The organism is Pseudomonas sp. NPDC008258 (assembly GCF_042956345.1).
In the GTDB taxonomy this organism is placed as follows: domain Bacteria; phylum Pseudomonadota; class Gammaproteobacteria; order Pseudomonadales; family Pseudomonadaceae; genus Aquipseudomonas.
The window spans coordinates 101,008-117,497 of record NZ_JBIBGE010000012.1 but is presented as its reverse complement, the minus strand read 5'-3'; the positions used below and the strand labels follow the sequence as shown (position 1 = coordinate 117,497).

The window sequence follows — 16,490 nt, the reverse complement described above, 5'->3', positions numbered from 1 at the left end:
TCTTCGCGGGCTTGCCCGCTCCCACAGGTACATCACTGACCTCAAGGACTGTGATGTACCTGTGGGAGCGGGCAAGCCCGCGAAGAGGCCAGTAGATTCAGCCTTGGGCTAGTGCTTGATCATCACATGCCGCACACAGGTGTAATCCTCCAGTCCATACATCGACATGTCTTTCCCATACCCCGAGTGCTTCTGCCCGCCATGGGGCATTTCGCTCACCAGCATGAAGTGGGTATTCACCCAGGTGCAGCCATATTGCAGGCGCGCCGCCAGGCGGTGGGCGCGGCCGGTGTCGCGGGTCCATACCGATGAGGCCAGGCCGTAGTTGGAGTCGTTGGCCCACTCCAGTGCCTGCGCTTCATCGGTAAAGCGGGTGACTGACACCACCGGGCCGAACACTTCGTTGCGCACGATCTCGTCGTCCTGCTGGGCATCGGCCAGTACGGTGGGTTCGAAGAAGAAACCGTCGCCGTCGATCGCCTTGCCGCCCGTCACCAGGCGAATGTGCGCCTGGGCGATGGCCCGCTGCACCAGGCCGGCGACCTTGTCGCGGTGCTGGGCACTGATCAATGGCCCCAGTTCAGTGTCCTCGGCGTCCTGCAACCCCGGCTTGAGGCTGGCCACCGCTGCACCGAGCCGTTCGACAAATTGCTCGTAGATGCCGTCCTGCACATACAGGCGGCAGGCTGCGGTGCAGTCCTGGCCAGCGTTGTAGAAGCCGAACGTGCGGATACCGTCGATGGCAGCATCGATGTCGGCATCATCGAACACCAGCACCGGGGCCTTGCCGCCCAGCTCCATGTGCATGCGTTTCACGCTGTCGGCCGTAGCACTGATGATGTGCGCCCCGGTGGGGATCGAGCCGGTCAGCGACACCATGCGCACCTTGGGGTGGGTGACCAGCGGGTTGCCGACCGTCTGGCCGCGGCCAAACATGATGTTCAGCACACCCGGTGGCAACAGGTCCTGGGCCAGTTCGCCAAGGCGCAAGGCAGTCAACGGGGTCAGCTCGGAAGGCTTGATGACCACGGTATTGCCAGCGGCCAGGGCCGGGGCGATCTTCCACGCCAGCATCATCAGCGGGTAGTTCCACGGTGCGATCGAAGCCACCACCCCCAGCGGGTCGCGGCGGATCATCGAGGTATGGCCCGGCAGGTATTCACCCGCCGCCGAACCGCCCAGGCAGCGTGCCGCACCGGCAAAGTAGCGGAACACATCGGCAATGGCCGGGATTTCGTCATTCAGCGCAGCGCTCAGCGGCTTGCCGCAGTTCTGCGATTCCAGCCGGGCCAGTTCATCGCCATGGGCTTCAATGGCGTCCGCCAGCGCCAGCAATGCTTGGGACCGGTCCTTGGGGCTGGTCTGCGACCAGCTGTCGAAGGCCTGGTCGGCAGCGCGCACGGCGCTGTCCACTTGGGCTTCCGTGGCTTCGTTGATTTGCGCCAGGGCAGTGCCCAGTGCGGGGTTGAGCACGGTCCAGGCCGGGCCTTGGCCTGCGACCAGCTGGCCATTGATCAGCATCTGCGTTTGCATCGGAACTCCTCCAGGGTCATTTGCCACTGCCCGCGACCCTTTCGCCGCCACGGGTCAGGTAATAGGCGCCAAGGATCGGCAGCATGGTCACCAGCATCACCAGCATGGCGACCACGTTGGTCACCGGCACGTCGCGCGGGCGGCTGAGCTGGTTGAGCAGCCAGATCGGCAGCGTGCGTTCGTGGCCGGAAGTGAAGGTGGTGACGATGATTTCATCGAACGACAGGGCAAAGGCCAGCATGCCCCCGGCCAGCAATGCCGAGCCGAGGTTGGGCAGGATGATGTAGCGGAAGGTCTGCCAGCCATCGGCGCCCAGGTCCATCGAGGCTTCGATCAGGCTTTGTGAGGTGCGCCGCAGGCGGGCGATCACGTTGTTGTAGACGATCACCACGCAGAACGTCGCGTGGCCGACCACGATGGTGAACACCCCGGGCTCGATCCCCAAGGTCTTGAGCGCTGAAAGCAGGGCAATACCGGTAATGATGCCGGGCAGGGCGATGGGCAGGATCAGCATCAGCGAAATGCTCTCCTTGCCGAAAAAGCTGCGCCGGTACAGCGCTGCCGACGCCAGTGTGCCGAGTACCAGGGCGATCAGTGTGGCCAGGCAAGCCACCTGCAACGACAGCTTGATCGCCTCCAGCACATCGGGCCGGGCGAAAGCCACGGCAAACCACTTCAGGGTAAAGCCCTTGGGTGGGAAGCTGAATGCCGCGTCTTCGGTATTGAAGGCGTACAGGAAGATGATCAGGATCGGGAAATGCAGGAACACCAGCCCGCCCCAGGCCGCCAGGCGCAGCCCTGTTGATGCTTTTTCAGAGTGCATCGAAGGCTCCCAGGCGCTTGACGATGGACAGGTACAGCGCAATCAGCACGATTGGCACCAGGGTGAAGGCGGCGGCCATTGGCATGTTGCCGATTGCGCCTTGCTGGGCATAGACCATGCTGCCGATGAAGTAACCGGGCGGGCCGATCAGTTGCGGCACGATGAAATCGCCCAGGGTGAGCGAAAACGTGAAGATCGAGCCGGCAGCGATGCCCGGGATCGACAACGGCAAGATCACCTGGACGAACGTTTGCCCAGGCCGTGCGCCGAGGTCTGCCGAGGCTTGCAGCAGCGAAGGTGGCAAGCGTTCCAGCGAGGCCTGGATCGGCAGGATCATGAACGGCAACCAGATGTACACGAACACCATGAAACGCCCCAGGTGCGACGTCGACAGCGTGCTGCCGCCCACGCCCGGCACGGCCAGCACTGCTTGCAGCAGGGCATCCAGGTGCAGTTGCTGGACGAACCACTGGGCCACCCCGCCCTTGGCCAGCAGCAGGGTCCAGGCATAGGTCTTGACGATGTAGCTGGCCCACATCGGCATCATGACCGCGATGTAGAAAAACGCCTTGGTCTTGCCGCTGGTGTAGCGCGCCATGTAGTAGGCGATGGGAAAGGCCAGCACCGCGCTGGCCAGCGACACGGCCACGGCCATGCCCAGCGTGCGCAGGATGATGTCGAAGTTCGACGGGTTGAACAGCGCGGCGAAGTTGCCCAGGGTCAGGTCCGGGGTTACCGCCATGGTGAAGTCGTCGAAGGTATAGAAACCTTGCCACAGCAAGTTCAGCAACGAGCCCAGGTAGATTGCGCCGAACCACGTCAGCGGGGGCACCAGCAGCAAAGCCAGATACAGGTTGGGGCGCCGGTACAGCACGTTGGACAGGCTTCGCAGTGTGCTCATGTCAGCGGGCCTCGGTTTCCTGCAGCACCGTCATGGCCTCCCGGGGCCAGTGTGCCAGCACCCGTTGCCCGGGCTGCCAGGCCTGCGCCTGTGCCTGCCAGCGGTCGTTGGCCTGGCTTACCGCCAACAGCTGGCCGCTGTCCAGTTGCAGTTCATAGCGGGTGGCGCTGCCTTGATACTGGATATCGCGCAGCACGCCGCTGACCTGCACTTCATGGCTGGTTACCACCGGGTCGCCCAGGCGGATGTGCTCGGGGCGGATGGAGAAGGGCGCCGAACTGCCATTGAGCGCCAAGGCCAGTTCGCCACGCACCACGTTGGAGGTGCCAACAAACTCGGCAACGAAGGTGGTGGCAGGCTTCATGTACAGGTTGCGCGGCGTGTCGACCTGCTCGATGCGGCCGCGGTTGAACACCGCAACCCGGTCGGACATCGACAGGGCCTCGGTCTGGTCGTGGGTGACGAAGATGAAGGTGATGCCCAACTGGCGTTGCAGCTTTTTCAGCTCGCCTTGCATCTGTTCGCGTAGCTTCAGGTCCAGCGCACCGAGTGGCTCGTCCAGCAGCAGCACCCGTGGCCGGTTGACCAGCGCCCGGGCCAGGGCCACGCGCTGGCGCTGGCCGCCAGACAGCTGCGCCGGCTTGCGCGCGCCGTAGCCGGCCAGGGCCACCATGGCCAGGGCTTCTTCGGCGCGGCTGTGGCGTTCGGCCTTGGCCACGCCTTTTACCTTCAGGCCATAGGCGATGTTGTCCAGCACGTTCATGTGCGGGAACAGCGCGTAGTCCTGGAATACGGTGTTGACGTCACGCTGGTAGGGCGGCACGCCAGCGGCTTCGACGCCGTGGATGCGGATTGAGCCGCTGCTGGGTTGCTCGAAGCCGGCGATCAGGCGCAGGCAGGTGGTTTTGCCCGAGCCGGAAGGGCCGAGCATGGAGAAAAACTCGCCATCGATGATGTCGATACTGACCTGGTCAACGGCCTTGACCTCGCCGAAGGTGCGGGAAACCTGGGTGAACTGGACGGCTAGGGGCATGCGTGGGCTCCGGACATCGATGTTCTCCTGTGCCGGCCTCTTCGCGGGCTTGCCCGCTCCCACAGGGTGATCACCGCCAGTGAGGGTGGCGCTTCACCTGTGGGAGCGGGCGAGCCCGCGAAGAGGCCAGCACAGGTATTCAGGCAACCTCAGCGCCCACCCATGATCGCAATGTAATCCTGGGTCCAGCGGCTATACGGCACGAACTTGCCCCCTTGGGCCTGCGGGGTTTTCCAGAAGGCAATCTTGTCGAAGTTGTCGAAACCGTTGGTCTTGCAGCCCTCGGCGCCCAGCAGTTCGCTGCCGGTGCACGCCGCTGGCACCGCCGGCAGCGAGCCGAACCAGGCCGCCACGTCACCCTGCACCTTCGGCTGCAACGACCAGTCCATCCACTTGTAGGCGCAGTTGGGGTGCTTGGCCTCGCTGTGCAGCATGGTGGTGTCGGCCCAGCCAGTCGCGCCTTCCTTGGGAATGGTCGAGGCCACCGGCTGGTTCTCGGCCTTCAGGCCATTGACCATGTAGCCCCAGGAACTGGAGGCGACCACGCCTTCGTTCTTCACGTCGCTCATCTGCACCGTGGCGTCGTGCCAGTAACGGTGGATCAGCGGCTGCTGCTGGCGCAGCAGTTCAAGCACGGCCTTGTATTGCTCCTCGTTCAGCTCGTAAGGGTCCTTGATGCCCAGCTCGGGCTTGGCCGACTTCAGGTACAGCGCCGCGTCGGCGATGTAGATCGGCCCGTCGTAGGCCTGCACGCGGCCCTTGTTCGGCTTGCCGTCGGGCAGGTTCTGCGGCTCGAACACCACGCCCCAGCTGGTGGGGGGCTGCTTGAAGGTATTGGTGTTGTACAGCAGCACGTTCGGCCCCCATTGGTAAGGGGTGCCGTAGACCTGCTTGTCGACCACGTACCAACCGCCGTTCTGCAGGCGCGGGTCGATGTTCTTCCAGTTGGGGATCAGCGCGGTGTTGATCGGCTGCACGCGCTTGCCCACGATCAGCCGCAGTGAGGCATCGCCCGAGGCCGTGACCAGGTCATAACCGCCCTTGGTCATCAGGCTGACCATCTCGTCCGAGGTGGCGGCAGTCTTCACACTGACCTTGCAGCCGGTTTCTTTCTCGAAGCCGGTCACCCAGTCGTAGGCCTTGTCGCTTTCACCGCGCTCGATGTAGCCGGGCCAGGCAACGATATCCAGGCGCCCCTCGCCAGGCCCCAGGGCCTTGGGTGGTTCGGCAGCCTGCAGGCTGGCGCTGGCCAGCACGGCGCAGGTGGCGGCGCCGAGCAATGCGGTCTTGTGCACTGACATGGTGTTCCCTCTTCTTGGAGATTTTGGTCGCGGCAGTGGTCGAGTCTAGTTGGCTTTTTGCCAGCCAATGCAACATCCGGAAGCAAATGCGGGCATGGCTTGTGGTCGGGCAGGCCTTACTCTGGCGATTGAATCTTCTTACGTGGAGACACACGAATGAACACCCGCGGCTTGCTCGATCAACTCCTCAAATCCGGCCAGCAAATGCTCGAAAAACAGGGCGGCGCGAACAAGTCCGGCGGCGCTGCCGGTGGGCTTGGCGGGCTGTTGTCCGGTGCAGGTGGTGGCTTGTTGGGTGGGGGCGCTCTGGGCTTGTTGCTGGGTAGCAAGAAGGCCCGAAAATACGGCGGCAAGGCCCTGACCTACGGCGGCCTGGCCGCGCTGGGTGTGCTGGCCTACAAGGCCTACGGCAACTGGCAGGCCAGTCAGCGGACCAACGCCGCCGAACCTCAAACCGTCGACCGCCTGCCGCCCGCCCAGGCCGAGCAGCACAGCCAGGCGGTGCTGAGGGCGCTGGTGGCGGCGGCCAAGTCTGATGGGCACATAGACGAACGCGAGCGGGCGCTGATCGAGGGCGAGTTCACCCGCCTGGACAACGACCGCGAACTGCAGCACTGGCTGCATGCCGAGTTGAACAAGCCGCTGGACCCGGCCGAAGTGGCCCGCGCCGCACAAACGCCGGAAATGGCCGCCGAGATGTACCTGGCCAGCGTGATGATGGTCGACCAGGAAAACTTCATGGAGCGTGCCTACCTGGACGAACTGGCCCGCCAATTGCGCCTGGACCCGGGCTTGCGTCAGGAGCTGGAAGGCCAGGTGCGGTTGGCTGTGGCCCAGTGAATGGGTAGATGGGGCCGCTGTGCGGCCCTTCGCGGGCATGCCCGCTCCCACAGGTTCGGCGCAACCTTCGACCATTCGGTGATACCTGTGGGAGCGGGCGTGCCCGCGAAGGGCTGCACAGCAGCCCCAATGGCATGTCCATCAGCAGGGATGCCTGTTTACCCCTCACATCACCCGCAAATCTGTAAGGCCTCTAGGCTATACTTCGGCGATTTTTCCCGCTCGTTGTGAATTCCTGAGGGCTGAATGTGAAGAACTGGACCTTGCGCCAACGGATCCTGGCAAGTTTTGCCGTGATCATCGCCATCATGCTGCTGATGATCGTGGCCGCCTACTCGCGGTTGGTGGCCATCGAAACCGCCGAAGAGGCGGTGGGGACCGACAGCATTCCCGGGGTCTACTACAGCTCGATGATCCGCAGCGCCTGGGTCGACAGTTACGTCACCAGCCAGCAACTGGTGGGCCTGTCCAACCACCGGGAAATCACTTCGGCTGACATGGAACTGTTCAAAAGCTTTGACGACCGCCTGAAGCAGCACATGGCGAGTTACCAGGGCACGATTCAGGACAAGGACGACCAGACCCGCTTCGACAGCTTTGTCCAACTGGAAGAAAACTACCTCAAGATCGTTGGTCAGGTACTTGATGCCTACCGCCAGCACAATTACGACGAAGCCCAGCGGCTGATCACCGAGGTGCTCACCCCGGCCTGGGTGGAAGGTCGCAAGCACCTGAACGAAGTGATCGAGCACAACCGCGCTTCTGCCGACGCGGCCACCAACGAAATCGTCAGCGCCGTGAGCACGGCCAAGGGCAGCATGGTGGTATCGCTGTTGCTGGCCATCGTCGCAGCCGGCATCTGCGGCTTGCTGCTGCTGCGTGCTATCACCGCGCCTGTGCAGCGCATAGTCCATGCCCTCGACAAATTGCGCTCGGGCGACCTGAGCATGCGCCTGAACCTGGACCGCAAAGACGAGTTTGGCGCCATCGAAAGTGGCTTCAACGAAATGGCCGAGGCGCTGGCCAACCTGGTAGCCCAGGCCCAGCGTTCGTCTGTACAGGTAACCACCTCGGTGACCGAAATCGCCGCCACGTCCAAGCAGCAGCAGGCCACCGCGACCGAAACGGCCGCCACCACCACGGAAATCGGCGCCACCTCGCGGGAAATCGCCGCCACCTCGCGTGACCTGGTGCGCACCATGACCGAAGTCACCTCCGCCGCTGACCAGGCGTCCAGCCTGGCCGGCTCCGGCCAACAGGGGCTGGCGCGCATGGAAGAGACCATGCACCAGGTAATGGGCGCAGCCGACCTGGTCAACGCCAAGCTTGGCATCCTCAACGAGAAGGCCAGCAACATCACCCAGATGGTGGTGACCATCGTCAAGGTCGCCGACCAGACCAACCTGCTGTCGCTCAACGCCGCTATCGAAGCAGAGAAGGCCGGTGAGTATGGCCGTGGTTTTGCCGTGGTGGCCACCGAAGTGCGCCGCCTCGCCGACCAGACTGCCGTGGCCACCTACGACATCGAACAGATGGTGCGCGAGATCCAGTCGGCGGTGTCGGCTGGCGTAATGGGCATGGACAAGTTCTCCGAAGAGGTGCGCCGCGGCATGTTCGAGGTGCAGCAGGTCGGTGAGCAACTGAGCCAGATCATCCACCAGGTGCAGGCCCTGGCACCGCGCGTGTTGATGGTCAACGAAGGCATGCAGGCCCAGGCCACCGGTGCCGAGCAGATCAACCAGGCGCTGGCGCAACTCAGCGATGCCAGCACTCAAACCGTCGAATCGCTGCGCCAGGCCAGTTTTGCCATCGATGAGCTGAGCCAGGTGGCCGCTGGCCTGCGTGGCGGCGTGTCGCGTTTCAAAGTCTGATCGCGATGAACAACTTGCAACCGCGTGCCGCGCGGGCGGAGAACGCCAAGGGGGCGTTGTACCTGCAGTTTCGCATCAAGGCGCAGCGCTTTGCCCTGAGCGTGCACGAGGTTATCGAAGTGCTGCCGCGCCAGCCGCTCAAACCGATCGCACAGGCACCTGCCTGGGTTGCGGGCATTCTCGCCCACCGTGGTGGCCTGCTGGTGCCGGTGATCGACCTGGCGGCGCTGAGTTTTGGCCAACCCGCAGCGCAACGCACCAGTACCCGCCTGGTGCTGGTGCACTACCGTAGCGGCTTGCAACTGGGCCTGGTCCTGGAACAGGCCACTGAAACCCTGCGCTGCCACCCCGACGAGTTCCAGCCTTACGGGGTGGACAGCGGCGAGGCGCCCTACCTGGGCCCTGTGCGCCAGGACGAACAGGGCCTGGTGCAGCGCATCGCAGTCAATGACCTGCTACCCGACGCCGTGCACCACCTGCTTTACGCGGATGATCCGACAGGGATGCCGACATGAACGAACAGCGTTTTTACCGCTTCTTGCGTGAGCGCATCGGCCTGGATGTGGAGTCGGTGGGTGCGCCCATGGTCGAGCGCGCGCTGCGTCAGCGCTGCGTGGCTGCGAATGCCATGGACCTGGATGACTACTGGCTGCGTCTACAGCAATCGGCGGATGAGCAACAGGCCTTGATCGAGGCCGTGATCGTCCCGGAAACCTGGTTCTTCCGTTACCCCGAATCCTTTACTGCCCTGGCCAGCCTGGCGCAAAAACGCCTTGCCGAGCTGGCCGGAGCGCGCCCGCTGCGCTTGCTCAGCTTGCCATGCTCGACGGGTGAAGAACCCTATTCGCTGGCCATGGCCTTGCTCGACGCCGGTATCGCGCCCGGTGCGTTCCTGATCGACGGCATGGACATCAGCCCAAGCTCGGTGGCCAAGGCGGGGCAGGCCCTTTATGGGCGCAATGCCTTCCGTGGCAGCGATCTGGGCTTTCGCGAGCGGTTCTTCGATGCCCTCGACGAAGGCCACCGCCTGCATGAACGGGTGCGGCAGCACGTCAGCCTGCAGGTGGGCAATGTGCTGGACCCGGCGCTGGCCAGCCGCGATGGCCTGTACGATTTTGTGTTCTGCCGCAACCTGTTGATCTATTTCGACGTGCCAACCCAGCAGCGTGTGTTCGAAGTGCTCAAGCGCCTGATGCATCCGCAGGGCGTGCTGTTTATCGGGCCGGCCGAAGGCAGCTTGCTGGCGCGGTTGGGCATGCGGCCGCTGGGGATTTCCCAGTCGTTTGCCTACGTGCGTCAGGAGGGCGACAGCGCCCCGTTGGCAACGGTTACGGCCCCGCCAGCGCGGCGCATGGTGCCGCCGTTGGCCACGCCGGGCTATGTGCCGCCAAGCGTGGCATCGCCGCGCCCTGCACGTGTAACGCCTGTGGCGGCTAAGCCTGCACCGCCACCCGTGCCCAAGCGCGACAGCGAAAGCGAGCTGCTGGCCAGCATTGCCCGGCATGCCAACGCGGGTGCCAGCGAGCTGGCCCGTGCCGAATGCCAGCGCTACCTCGGCCAGTTCGCGCCGTCGGCGCAGGTGTATTACTGGCTGGGGCTGCTCAGCGATACCGAAGGTGATGCCCAACTGGCGCTTACCCATTATCGCAAGGCCTTGTACCTGGAACCGCAACACGCCGAAGCACTGGTGCACCTGGCGGCCTTGCTGGCGGCACAGGGCGACCTGGCCGGTGCCAGGCGCCTGCAGGAACGTGCCGCCCGGGTTGGCCGGGAGGCTGAACGATGATGGGGGACTCCGCGCTGCAACTGCTTGCCGGGGATGACGCGCACATCGACGACTGCTGGAACCGCATCGGCGTGCATGGCGACAAGCAATGCCCGTTGCTGGAGCGTCATGTCCACTGCCGCAACTGCGAAGTCTATGCCGCTGCGGCCACGCGCCTGCTCGATCGCTACGCGCTGGTGCAGGAGCACCAGGCAGCGTCGACCCAGGCAGTCGACGAAAGCACTGGCCGCTCCATGTTGTTGTTCCGCCTGGGCGAGGAGTGGCTGGCACTGGCTACCGCCAGCCTGGCGGAAATCGCCCCGTTGCAGGCCGTGCATTCGTTGCCGCACCAGCGCTCACGGGTGTTGCAGGGCGTTGCCAACGTGCGCGGTGCGTTGGTGCCGTGCGTGTCACTGGCTGACTTGCTGGGTGTACAGGTCAGCCCCGTCGAACAGCGCAGCGGCCGGTCGATGCCACGCATGCTGATCCTGGCAGCCGACGGTGGGCCGGTGGTGATGGCGGTCGAGGAAATCGACGGCATTCATCGCCTCGACCCGCTGCTGCTGGGCAGCGGCCAGGACACCTCGCGTTTCACCGCCGCCGTCTTGCAATGGCGCGGCCGCAGCGTGCGGGTACTGGACGATCAACAATTACTGTCTGCCGTGCAGCGGAGCCTGTCATGACCCCAGAGCAAATGCGCGACGCATCGCTGCTCGAACTGTTCAGCCTGGAGGCCGAGGCGCAGACCCAGGTGCTCAGTACTGGCCTGATGGCGCTGGAGCGCAACCCTACCCAGGCCGACCAGCTTGAGGCCTGCATGCGCGCGGCCCACTCGCTGAAGGGTGCGGCGCGCATCGTTGGCGTGGATGCCGGCGTCAGTGTCGCCCACGTCATGGAAGACTGCCTGGTAGCCGCCCAGGAAGGCCGCTTGCGGCTGAGTGCCGAACACATCGATGCGCTGTTGCAAGGCACCGACCTGCTGATGCGCATTGCCACGCCCGGCGATGTTGCGGCGCAGGCGACCCTGCCCGTATTCCTTGCGCAAATGGCCAGCCTGCTCGACCCCGGCGCCGCACCCATGCCGGCCGCGCCGCTGCCGGCCGAAGCCCTGCCAGCGCTGCCGCTGGCCACCTTGCCCGCCAACCCGCTGCCGCTACCCAGCGAACCGCCCGAGCCAGACCCGGAGCCTGAACCGGCCCCGCGCCGCAAGGCCGGCAAGCGCGCCACAGAAGGCAGCGAGCGGGTACTGCGGGTCACTGCCGACCGCCTGAACAGCCTGCTTGACCTGTCCAGCAAGTCGCTGGTGGAAACCCAGCGGCTCAAGCCTTACCTGGCCACCTTGCAGCGCCTCAAGCGCATGCATGGCCAGGGCATGCAGGCGCTCGATGGCCTGCGCCTGCAACTGGAGGACAGTGGCCAGAGCACTGAGGTGCTCGAAGCCCTGGCGCAAACCCAGCGCCTGCTGGTGGAAACCCAGCAGATCCTGCAACAACAGGCTGCCGACCTGGACGAATTCGGCTGGCAGGCCAGCCAGCGTGCGCAGCTGCTGTATGACACCGCGCTGGCCTGCCGGATGCGCCCGTTCGCTGACGTGCTGACCGGCCAGAGCCGCATGGTGCGTGACCTTGGTCGCTCGCTGGGCAAGCCGGTGCGGCTGGTGGTGGACGGCGAGAAGACACAGGTAGACCGCGATGTGCTGGAAAAACTCGAAGCACCGCTGACCCACCTGTTGCGCAATGCCGTCGACCACGGTATCGAGCCGCCGGAGCGGCGCATGCTGGCGGGCAAGCCGGAAGAAGGGGAGATTCGCCTGCGCGCTTCACACCAGGCGGGCATGCTCAGCCTGGAGCTGATCGACGACGGGGCCGGCATCGACCTGGAACGCTTGCGCAGCAGCATCGTGGAGCGCGCCCTGTCCCCCGTCGACACAGTGGTGCGCATGAGCGAAGCAGAGCTGCTGACGTTCCTGTTCCTGCCCGGCTTCAGCCTGCGCGACAAGGTTACCGAGGTGTCCGGGCGTGGTGTCGGGCTGGATGCCGTACAGCACATGGTCCGCGAGCTGCGCGGCTCCATCGAGCTGACCCAGCTGGCGGGGCAGGGCTGCCGCTTCCATTTGCAGGTGCCGCTAACCCTGTCGGTGGTGCGCAGCCTGGTGGTGGAGGTGGGCGGCGAAGCCTATGCCTTCCCGCTCGCTCACATCGAACGCACGCTGGAAGTGACGGCCGAACAGATCGTGCAGATCGAAGGGCGCCAGCATTTCTGGCACGAAGGCCGGCATATCGGCCTGGTGGCGGCCAGCCAGCTGCTGAACCGGCCAGCCGGTCAAAGCGAAGAAACCAGCCTGCGGGTGGTGGTGATCCGTGAGCGCGAGCAGCTGTACGGCGTGGCTGTGGAACGGTTGGTGGGGGAGCGGGTACTGGTGGTGATGCCGCTCGACCCGCGCCTGGGCAAGGTGCAGGACATTTCGTCCGGCGCCTTATTGGACGACGGCTCGGTGGTGCTGATCGTCGACGTCGAAGACCTGCTGCGCTCGGTGGAAAAACTGCTCAGCACCGGCAGCCTGGAGCGCATCGAGCGTGGTAGCAGCGGTGCCCGTGGCGTGGTGCGCAAGCGCATTCTGGTGGTCGACGACTCGCTGACCGTGCGTGAACTGCAGCGCAAGCTGCTGGGTAACCGTGGCTACGATGTGGCGGTGGCGGTAGACGGCATGGACGGCTGGAACGCCTTGCGCGGCGAGGACTTCGACCTGCTGATTACCGACATCGACATGCCGCGCATGGATGGCATCGAACTGGTCACCCTGGTGCGCCGCGACCAGCGCCTGCAATCACTGCCAGTGATGGTGGTGTCCTACAAGGACCGTGAGGAAGACCGACGGCGTGGCCTGGATGCTGGCGCCGACTACTATTTGGCGAAAGCCAGTTTCCACGACGATGCGTTGCTGGAGGCAGTGGTCGAACTGATCGGAGGTGCTCAAGGATGAAGATCGCCATCGTCAATGACATGCCCATGGCCGTAGAGGCGCTGCGTCGTGCAGTCGCCTTCGAGCCTGCACACCAGGTGGTCTGGGTCGCCAGCAATGGCGCCGAGGCGGTGCAGCGCTGCAGCGAACAGTTGCCGGACCTGATCCTGATGGACCTGATCATGCCGGTGATGGATGGCGTGGAGGCCACCCGGCGGATCATGGCCGAAACCCCGTGCGCCATTGTCATCGTCACGGTCGACCGCAAGCAGAATGTGCACCGGGTGTTCGAGGCCATGGGCCACGGCGCCCTGGATGTGGTCGATACCCCGGCGCTGGGGGCTGGCGATGCCCGCGAAGCAGCGGCGCCGCTGTTGCGTAAAATCCTCAATATCGGCTGGCTCATCGGCCAGCAACGTGCACCTGCCGCACGCCAGGTGGCCACACCGCTGCGCGAGGCTTCGCAACGCCGTGGTCTGGTGGCGATAGGCTCGTCGGCAGGCGGCCCGGCAGCACTCGAAGTACTGCTCAAAGGGCTGCCGGCGGCGTTTCCGGCAGCCATCGTGCTGGTCCAGCATGTGGATCAGGTGTTTGCCGCAGGCATGGCCGAATGGCTCAGCAGTGCAGCGGGCCTGCCGGTGCGGCTGGCCCGTGAAGGCGAGCCGCCGCAGCCGGGGCAGGTGCTGCTGGCTGGCACCAATCACCACATTCGGCTGCTACAGAACGGTCAACTGGCCTACACTGCCGAACCTGTCAACGAAATCTACCGGCCCTCGATCGACGTATTCTTCGAGAGCGTGGCGCGTTACTGGAATGGCGATGCGGTGGGCGTGCTGCTCACCGGCATGGGCCGCGACGGCGCCCAGGGCCTGAAGTTGATGCGTCAGCAGGGCTTTCTGACCATCGCCCAGGACCAGGCGAGCAGTGCGGTGTACGGCATGCCCAAGGCTGCTGCGGCCATCGATGCCGCAGTGGAAATCCGCCCGCTGGAACGCATAGCCGGGCGCTTGACGGAAATTTTCGGAAAATGACGAATTGTATTGAATCACGCCGCCTGGTCGGCCGTGTCCGGGTGAAAAGGTATGAATGATTTGCCGATCGAAGGTTTTGCCACCCCCAACGAGAACTCGGCGATGGTGCTGCTGGTCGATGACCAGGCCATGATCGGCGAGGCGGTGCGGCGTGGCCTGGCCAACGAAGACAACATCGACTTCCACTTCTGTGCCGACCCGCACCAGGCGGTGGCCCAGGCCATGCGCATAAAGCCCACGGTCATTCTCCAGGACCTGATCATGCCGGGCCTGGACGGCCTGACCCTGGTGCGTGAGTACCGCAACAACCCGGCCACCCAGGACATCCCGATCATCGTCCTGTCGACCAAGGAAGACCCGCTGGTCAAGAGCGCGGCGTTTGCCGCCGGGGCCAACGATTACCTGGTCAAGCTGCCGGACACCATCGAGCTTGTGGCACGCATTCGCTACCACTCACGCTCTTACCTTACCTTGTTGCAGCGCGACGAGGCCTATCGCGCCCTGCGCGTCAGCCAGCAGCAGTTGCTGGATTCCAACCTGATGCTGCAGCGGCTGATGAACTCCGACGGGCTGACCGGGCTGTCCAACCGTCGCCATTTCGATGAGTACCTGGAGCTGGAATGGCGCCGGGCCATGCGTGAGCAGCAGCAGTTGTCGTTGCTGATGATCGATGTGGATTACTTCAAGGCCTACAACGACAGTTTCGGCCACCTGGCCGGCGACGAGGCCTTGCGCCAGGTAGCCGAGGCGATCCGTGGTTCGTGTTCGCGGCCGACCGACCTGCCGGCCCGCTATGGCGGAGAAGAGTTTGCCCTGGTGTTGCCCAACACCTCGCCAGGCGGGGCACGCCTGGTGGCCGAAAAACTGCGCCAGACCGTGCTGGGCCTGGGCATCCCGCACACGGCCCCGGTGGCCGATGCACGCTTGACCGTGAGCATTGGCCTGGCCACCCAGACCCCGGCTGTCGGCAGCCACTGCCGGCAGTTGATCTCGGCGGCAGACAAGGGCCTGTACCAGGCCAAGAACGGCGGGCGTAACCAGGTCGGGATCGCCTGACCCTCAGAACACTGCACGTTCCCATGTGGGAGCGGGCGTGCCCGCGAAAAAGGCGACGCGGTGGATGGCACCGGCTTTGCCGGTGTTCGCGGGCACGCCCGCTCCCACAAAGTCTGCGCAACTTCGGCATGTTCTATTCACACGCTACCGCCCGGCGGGTCTGCCGCCCTGCGGCGGACTCGGTTATACTCGCGGGCTTTTCACCGAATTCGCACGAGAGCCTCGCCCATGGAAATCCAACCGATCCTGAACACCATCAAGGACCTCACCGAGCGTTCCCAGTCCATTCGGGGGTATCTTTGACTACGATCACAAGCATGACCGCCTGATCGAAGTCAACCGCGAGCTGGAAGACCCCAACGTCTGGAACAAGCCCGAGTACGCCCAGGCCCTGGGCCGCGAGCGTGCCATGCTGGCGCAGGTGGTCGACACCCTGGACAAGATGTCCAATGGCCTGTCTGACTGCAAAGACCTGCTCGACATGGCCGTCGAGGAAGAAGACGAAGGCGCCGTAAGCGACGTCGTGACCGAGCTGCAAGGCCTTGAAGAAAGCCTGGCACAGCTTGAGTTCCGTCGCATGTTCAGCGGCGAGATGGACATGAACAACGCCTACCTGGACATCCAGGCCGGTTCCGGTGGTACCGAAGCGCAGGACTGGGCCAACATCCTGCTGCGCATGTACCTGCGCTGGGCCGACAAGCGCGGTTTCGACGCCACCATCATCGAGCTGTCCGAAGGTGAAGTCGCCGGTATCAAGGGCGCTACCGTGCACATCAAGGGCGAATACGCCTTCGGCTGGCTGCGTACCGAAATCGGCGTGCACCGCCTGGTGCGCAAAAGCCCGTTCGACTCCGGTGCCCGTCGTCACACCTCGTTCTCGGCGGTGTTCGTGTCGCCCGAGATCGACGACAAGGTCGAGATCGATATCAACCCGTCCGATCTGCGCATCGACACCTACCGTTCCTCCGGTGCCGGTGGTCAGCACGTAAACACCACCGACTCGGCCGTACGTATCACCCACGTACCGACCAACACCGTGGTGGCCTGCCAGAACGAACGCTCCCAGCACGCCAACAAGGACACCGCCATGAAAATGCTGCGGGCCAAGTTGTACGAACTGGAAATGCAGAAGCGCAACGCCGCCTCGCAGGCGCTGGAAGACAGCAAGTCGGACATTGGCTGGGGCCACCAGATCCGCTCGTACGTGCTGGATGACTCGCGCATCAAGGACCTGCGTACCGGCGTCGAGCGCAGCGACTGCCAGAAGGTGCTGGACGGCGACCTCGACCAGTACCTGGAAGCGAGCCTCAAGCAAGGGCTGTAAGCCGCACACCACTGCCGCGATACCTGGCTACCCGCCGGTATCGCGTGCCC

At 64.5% G+C, this 16,490-nt stretch carries 14 protein-coding genes; 9 read left to right on the top strand and 5 right to left on the bottom strand.

All coding sequences use genetic code 11. From position 1 onward, the window contains the following. Positions 1-108: 108 nt before the first annotated feature. From ACFY9W_RS12280 to ydcS, 5 genes are all read right to left on the bottom strand, one after another. Positions 109-1,533 carry an aminobutyraldehyde dehydrogenase gene (locus tag ACFY9W_RS12280; RefSeq protein WP_391130334.1) on the bottom strand — a complete coding sequence of 475 codons (1,425 nt, stop codon included), beginning with the start codon at positions 1,531-1,533 and terminating at the stop codon, positions 109-111. Positions 1,534-1,549: 16 nt separating this feature from the next. After that, positions 1,550-2,356 (bottom strand): ABC transporter permease subunit, encoded by an 807-nt coding sequence (locus ACFY9W_RS12275; RefSeq protein ID WP_391130331.1) that lies wholly within the window; start codon positions 2,354-2,356, stop codon positions 1,550-1,552. Continuing rightward, a complete protein-coding gene (locus tag ACFY9W_RS12270) occupies positions 2,346-3,257 on the bottom strand; it encodes an ABC transporter permease subunit (RefSeq protein WP_391130328.1) in 912 nt (303 codons plus the stop codon). The genes ACFY9W_RS12275 and ACFY9W_RS12270 overlap by 11 nt, the downstream gene beginning before the upstream one ends. Before the next feature lies 1 nt (position 3,258). Then, on the bottom strand, positions 3,259-4,290 hold the full coding sequence (locus tag ACFY9W_RS12265; RefSeq protein WP_391130325.1) for an ATP-binding cassette domain-containing protein: 1,032 nt from the start codon (positions 4,288-4,290) through the stop codon (positions 3,259-3,261). Between the two features lie 149 nt (positions 4,291-4,439). Continuing rightward, positions 4,440-5,591: a putative ABC transporter substrate-binding protein YdcS gene (gene ydcS, locus ACFY9W_RS12260; RefSeq protein WP_391130322.1), complete on the bottom strand. Its 1,152-nt coding sequence runs from the start codon at positions 5,589-5,591 to the stop codon at positions 4,440-4,442. 156 nt (positions 5,592-5,747) lie between these two features. On the opposite strand from ydcS, the gene ACFY9W_RS12255 reads away from it, so the two are divergent. The 9 genes from ACFY9W_RS12255 to prfB all read left to right on the top strand — a co-directional run bounded on the left by ACFY9W_RS12255 (position 5,748) and on the right by prfB (position 16,440). Continuing rightward, complete coding sequence (locus tag ACFY9W_RS12255; protein WP_391130319.1) at positions 5,748-6,431, top strand: DUF533 domain-containing protein; 684 nt, start codon at positions 5,748-5,750, stop codon at positions 6,429-6,431. 248 nt (positions 6,432-6,679) lie between these two features. Next, positions 6,680-8,302 carry a methyl-accepting chemotaxis protein gene (locus ACFY9W_RS12250; protein ID WP_391130316.1) on the top strand — a complete coding sequence of 541 codons (1,623 nt, stop codon included), beginning with the start codon at positions 6,680-6,682 and terminating at the stop codon, positions 8,300-8,302. Positions 8,303-8,307: 5 nt separating this feature from the next. Continuing rightward, positions 8,308-8,817 carry a chemotaxis protein CheW gene (locus ACFY9W_RS12245; protein ID WP_391130313.1) on the top strand — a complete coding sequence of 170 codons (510 nt, stop codon included), beginning with the start codon at positions 8,308-8,310 and terminating at the stop codon, positions 8,815-8,817. Then, entirely contained in the window at positions 8,814-10,088 is a 1,275-nt protein-coding gene (locus ACFY9W_RS12240; RefSeq protein WP_391130310.1) for a CheR family methyltransferase, read from the top strand. The genes ACFY9W_RS12245 and ACFY9W_RS12240 overlap by 4 nt, the downstream gene beginning before the upstream one ends. Continuing rightward, a complete protein-coding gene (locus tag ACFY9W_RS12235; RefSeq protein ID WP_391130307.1) occupies positions 10,085-10,750 on the top strand; it encodes a chemotaxis protein CheW in 666 nt (221 codons plus the stop codon). The genes ACFY9W_RS12240 and ACFY9W_RS12235 overlap by 4 nt, the downstream gene beginning before the upstream one ends. After that, complete coding sequence (locus ACFY9W_RS12230; RefSeq protein ID WP_391130304.1) at positions 10,747-13,050, top strand: response regulator; 2,304 nt, start codon at positions 10,747-10,749, stop codon at positions 13,048-13,050. The genes ACFY9W_RS12235 and ACFY9W_RS12230 overlap by 4 nt, the downstream gene beginning before the upstream one ends. Beyond that, a complete protein-coding gene (wspF, locus tag ACFY9W_RS12225; protein ID WP_391130301.1) occupies positions 13,047-14,060 on the top strand; it encodes a Wsp signal transduction system protein-glutamate methylesterase WspF in 1,014 nt (337 codons plus the stop codon). Before ACFY9W_RS12230 ends, wspF begins: the two co-directional genes overlap by 4 nt. 51 nt (positions 14,061-14,111) lie before the next feature. Next, positions 14,112-15,116, top strand: coding sequence for a Wsp signal transduction system regulator diguanylate cyclase WspR (gene wspR, locus ACFY9W_RS12220; RefSeq protein ID WP_391130296.1), 1,005 nt, complete (start codon positions 14,112-14,114; stop codon positions 15,114-15,116). Positions 15,117-15,344: 228 nt separating this feature from the next. Further along, positions 15,345-16,440 (top strand): peptide chain release factor 2 gene (gene prfB, locus ACFY9W_RS12215; RefSeq protein WP_391130293.1). Its coding sequence is split into 2 segments (ribosomal slippage): positions 15,345-15,416 and positions 15,418-16,440, totalling 1,095 coding nucleotides; the frame shifts between segments, so codons are not numbered across the junction. The last annotated feature ends 50 nt before the right edge of the window (positions 16,441-16,490 follow it).